Source organism: SAR202 cluster bacterium, assembly GCA_009392515.1.
Lineage (GTDB): Bacteria > Chloroflexota > Dehalococcoidia > Lucifugimonadales > UBA6952 > UBA6952.
This window is the reverse complement of record VFGE01000027.1, coordinates 1-4,707: the sequence shown is the minus strand read 5'-3', so window position 1 is coordinate 4,707 and position 4,707 is coordinate 1. Positions and strand designations below refer to the sequence as shown.

Annotated in this window: 6 protein-coding genes; 4 read left to right on the top strand and 2 right to left on the bottom strand. The window is 36.0% G+C overall.

Features of this window, described 5'->3' with window-relative positions; genetic code table 11:
* Positions 1-689, bottom strand: a 689-nt coding sequence (locus FI695_03640; GenBank protein ID MQG51052.1) for a hypothetical protein, incomplete at its 3' end; no start/stop codon positions are given.
* Positions 690-736: 47 nt separating this feature from the next.
* Entirely contained in the window at positions 737-1,834 is a 1,098-nt protein-coding gene (locus FI695_03635; GenBank protein ID MQG51051.1) for a hypothetical protein, read from the bottom strand.
* A gap of 232 nt (positions 1,835-2,066) precedes the next feature.
* Here FI695_03635 and FI695_03630 point away from each other — a divergent pair, with 232 nt between their 5' ends.
* The 4 genes from FI695_03630 to FI695_03615 all read left to right on the top strand — a co-directional run.
* Entirely contained in the window at positions 2,067-2,675 is a 609-nt protein-coding gene (locus FI695_03630) for a hypothetical protein (GenBank protein MQG51050.1), read from the top strand.
* A gap of 97 nt (positions 2,676-2,772) precedes the next feature.
* The gene (locus FI695_03625) at positions 2,773-3,432 is read left to right on the top strand and encodes a hypothetical protein (GenBank protein ID MQG51049.1); all 660 of its coding nucleotides are present in this window, start codon (positions 2,773-2,775) and stop codon (positions 3,430-3,432) included.
* A 25-nt stretch (positions 3,433-3,457) separates the two neighbouring features.
* On the top strand, positions 3,458-3,967 hold the full coding sequence (locus FI695_03620) for a hypothetical protein (protein MQG51048.1): 510 nt from the start codon (positions 3,458-3,460) through the stop codon (positions 3,965-3,967).
* Between the two features lie 242 nt (positions 3,968-4,209).
* Positions 4,210-4,707, top strand: a 498-nt coding sequence (locus FI695_03615) for a hypothetical protein (GenBank protein ID MQG51047.1), incomplete at its 3' end; no start/stop codon positions are given.

Genomic DNA, 4,707 nt, shown 5'->3' with positions numbered 1-4,707 from the left:
TCTTCCTCTTCATCTAATGACACTGTCTGTATCGATGGACCAGTTTCTTCTTCCTCTTCATCTAATGACACTGTCTGTATCGATGGACCAGTTTCTTCTTCCTCTTCATCTAATGACACTGTCTGTATCGATGGACCAGTTTCTTCTTCCTCTTCATCTAATGACACTGTCTGTATCGATGGACCAGTTTCCTCTTCCTCTTCATCTAATGAGACTGTCTGTATCGATGGACCGGTTTCTTCTTCCTCATCGTCTAATGATACTGTTGCATCATTTGTTTTTTCTTTTCCTTCATCGACATTTAGAATCTGAATTTCAGATTCTTCTTTTGGCATTTCCACATATCGAACCTGATTACCCTCAATCAATAATTTTGTGAGATTTTCCTGGAAAAATGATGTACGTTCCATTAATACATCAATTTTTAAATTCAAATCTCTAAAATATTGTAAAGTTGAAGTAAATTCAGAATTCTCTTGCTCTAATTGCCTGATACGTTCATCGATGGCATCTTTTCTTTCTTGAATACCACGCCTCATGGCAAAATACCAACTAGCTAAAGCCCAGATAATCATAAAAATTAGAATTATCCCAAAAAATACTGCACAGACAATGAGTAAAATTATTAGTAGGTTGGCGATACCACCGCCAACATTCATCATAGTATCTAATGTTTCGTTATTTATCATTTTATTTCTAGTGTTAATCTACATAATAATTTAGACAAATACATTACCTAACATTTCTCTGTACCTTGATCTGCTCTAATTTTTTCAGTTTGGGCCGTTACATTATCAGCCGTGATTTGAGCATCACGTGATACCCTCCAAATACCATGATCTGGTTCAGGATTTAGTAATCTGATTTGAGCAGTTTTTTTCGTTATCACAACCCAATCATCTTCTTTAGGATCCCAGTTAGCATCAAGATCGTTTATGTCTAATAGTGGATTACACTTGACGATATATGCCCATATAGCAGAAATTGCTTCTGTCTCCGATTTAATAAGATTTTTACACTGTCCGCTAGTAATTTCTGAATCTCGTTCTTGAGCTTTTGGATTCATAGGAGTCAAAGTTCCATCTACTTTCACATTCCATAAACCATGATCAGTTTTCGAATTAGCACTACTTTTGACTACAAAACCACCTTCAGCAGCATTTGGATTTGGTGTCAAATAATTTGTTTCTAAATCTGGATAACATTTTGATAAGTACGTCCAAACTATAACTGCTGCATCTCTGTCTTGCTTAACTATTGGATCAACAAATTGAGATGGAATGTTTTTTTCTAATATAGAATCACATTTTTTTGCAACTGTGTCTTCTAACCCACTTGTTACCCACTCATCCCAAGAGGTTGCAATTGCATTTTGGGGAATTAGGGTACCTACTTTTTCATTAATTTTCCAAACACCAAATTCGTTTTTTGCTGTAGTACTAGGATACAAATGATACTCTTTTTCGCCTGAATTATTTTCAAGCATATGAGAAGTAATTTCTGGAGTATCCATTCTTCGACAAGTTGTTAAATGTTGCCATAATAATAATTGTGCCTCTTCTCTACTATTAATCAGAATTGGTTGTGGTGTAGGTGTTGGTTGGGTATTTTGTGAACTAGAAGAAGTAGCAGATGTATCTAATGTGTCTCCACTAGCACCTGTTTTTGCTCGTTCAAGAGCAGCCTGGTAAGCAGCTTCTTGGGCATTATCAGGTGTAGCTTCTCCTTCCTCTTCGTCACCGCCACAAGACATAACAAAAATTAACGGTAATACAAACAATAATAAAAACACTTTGGCTTTATAGAATTCAGTGAATTGAGACATAATTTTCATAAACAATCCTATATGGTTACGTTACTATATGGTTACGTTACTAATTCCTAGTATATATTCTACATTCCTGATAGTTTAGCATACTAATTGAAGTTTCGAAAAGGTCAATGAGGTCTAAATGCAAAATAGATAAGTTATACATTGATCAAAACACCTTGCTAAAATATCATGTAACCATTAACATATCTTAGGATATTTCCAGATTTTATTAATTTTTTTGGAGGGTATTAAAATGAGTCTTGCTAAAATTCAAGGATCAGTTCGATCTTTTTGGAAAGATGAACGTGGTATTACCGGTCTAGAAACAGCAATCATTCTAATTGCTTTTGTGGTGGTAGCAGCAGTATTTGCTTTTGCGATTTTGAACGCAGGACTTGGTGCTACTTCAAATGCAGAAGATGCTATTTCTACGGCTCAAACTGAAACACAATCTACACTAGCCCCAAGAGGTGATTCCATTCTCGTTGCTCGAGGAGCAGGGCCAGCATTTGCGGATGTTGAATCGGTTGCTTTTAAATTGGCACCTTCACCTGGTGCTAAAGCAATTTCACTAGCTGACGACATAACATTAGTTCAGTATTCTGATGAATCAACTGCAGCTGAAACTATTCAGCTTGGTGGTGCTGCTGGAGCTTGTATTCAAACCGCTACATCACTGTGGCTAACTGGTAGTGGAGACGTTGTTGATAAAGGGGAAATTGTTGAAATTACAGTTACACTTGCTGCAGGTTGTCTAGTAGTAAATGAAGAATGGAAAATTGAAGTTTTCCCACGTGACGGAGCAATTGTGTCCGTTCAAGGTAGAACCCCAGTTGAATTATCCAAAAATATGAATGTGTAGTAATTAAGTAAGTTATCTTACAATAGTTTTAAATACTTTTTCGGGAGTGTTGATATGTATCGACACTCCTGGAATATTTTGGATGAAAGGGTAAAAAATGGCCGATACACCCAGTGAATTAGAAGCACAAATTCAAACGCTTCAGGATGAAGTAGATCTTCTTAAGACTGAAATCAAACAAACCCTTATCGATATGAGGGAGTTGGTAATGAAAGATTCTAATATCTTTGCCCAACCTTCATCTTCAAAAGTAAATTCTGAAATACGACAAATTCCTCCAACGGTAACTGAAGAAAATTCAAGTGAAACCAATGAGTACAACGAAGAATTTAGTAGTGAAGATAATACCAATGAATCAAATGAAGATAGTGAACCTGAATCTATAACAGTACATAGTGTTACCGAGGGGTCTTCAGTATTAAATTTTCAAATAGAATCTTCACAAGTAACGAAACTTATGCCAAAGAGTGGCGATCTTGTAGCCAATCTAACTGGATGGTTAGGAACTGTAAAAATGAGAGGGGTTTCATTAACCCAAATGCTTCCTTTTCTTGAGGCATATCAAAATTCCGGGCACCTAGATTCTTTATCGATGCGACTCATTGTAAAAGCTATGGCCGACCTTGATATATTAGAACCATCACACATTACACAACCGTTTTCATCGACTGATTACGCACAATGTCTAATGGAACTTCATGAAGTTATTAAAAATTCTCCGGATTTTGAAAATAAAGAATTACCACCAAGTGTTTAATAATATATTTCAGTGAGAGTGAATATTGGAAAAAGTTATCGTAACAGGATTACTCGTCATTGCTGCTGTTACAGGAGCAGGTCTAATTATTGCAACAATAGTCCCTTCTATTGCTGATAGTAGCAATTCTGTTGCTACTGCCCAGAGAGAAATGTCCACCCAAATAGGGACAAATGTAGAAATCATTGCTGTAAGCGCACCAAGTGACGGTAGATCCATACAGGCATGGGTAAAAAACGTTGGAACAAAACCTATACTTGCTATATCCAAGTCAGATTTATTTCTTATTAAAGAAGGTGCTTCAGCTCCGCGTTATGATATTCTAACCTATTGTGGAACAGATATTGCAGGGATAGATTGTGCAGGTAAAAGCAAAGTATGGGCAGCTCCAGCAACATCTTGGAATCGTGGTGACACATTACAAGTATCAATACTCCTATCTGATGCTGACAAAATAGATGATGACGGACATTATATTCAATACACTACTGTAAATGGAATATCAGATAGAAAGCTTTTCAGCAGGAACGGATAATGTCTCCAGCTATTACTTCTGGACTAGTACTTACAGTTCTCTTTACTGTATTTATCTTGTTCAGTAAAACTACGATAGAAAATAGTGTTGAAATATCCCAAGATGTCAATAATGCTTCGGTAATTGCAAACGAAAAGTTATCTACTAATTTAGTAATGACAAATGTCAGAATACTAGATGGTTGCAATTTCGAAGCAACAGTAAAAAACCAAGGAACTACTAGTATTCAAAATTTCAAAGATATGGATCTCCTGGTTGATTTTCCTGAAGAACCCGGAATAAATAACGAAAATATTGTCCTAAATTATACTACTCTAGATTCATTAAATCCTGGTGAGTGGACTCATACGATCAATCCAAATCTAAATCTAAGTCCTAACTCTGGCGATATCAATCCATCTTGTTGTGGGAATGATGATGAAGATGAAAAACAAATAATCGTTTTTGCATCTAACAGAGATACCAATGATACTAACTATGAAATTTACTCTATAAATGTACATGGTGGAAATGAAACTCGGCTTACAAATAATCTGACAAATGATCAATTCCCTTCATGGTCACCCGATGGGACAAAAATTGTATTTGCGTCAAATAGAGACGGAAATTATGAAATCTATACCATGGATGCTGATGGTACGAACCAAACTCGTCTAACAAATCATATTAATACAGATTACTACCCTACATGGTCTCATGATGGAACTAAAATTGCATTCACTAGCTGGAGAGATGGAAAT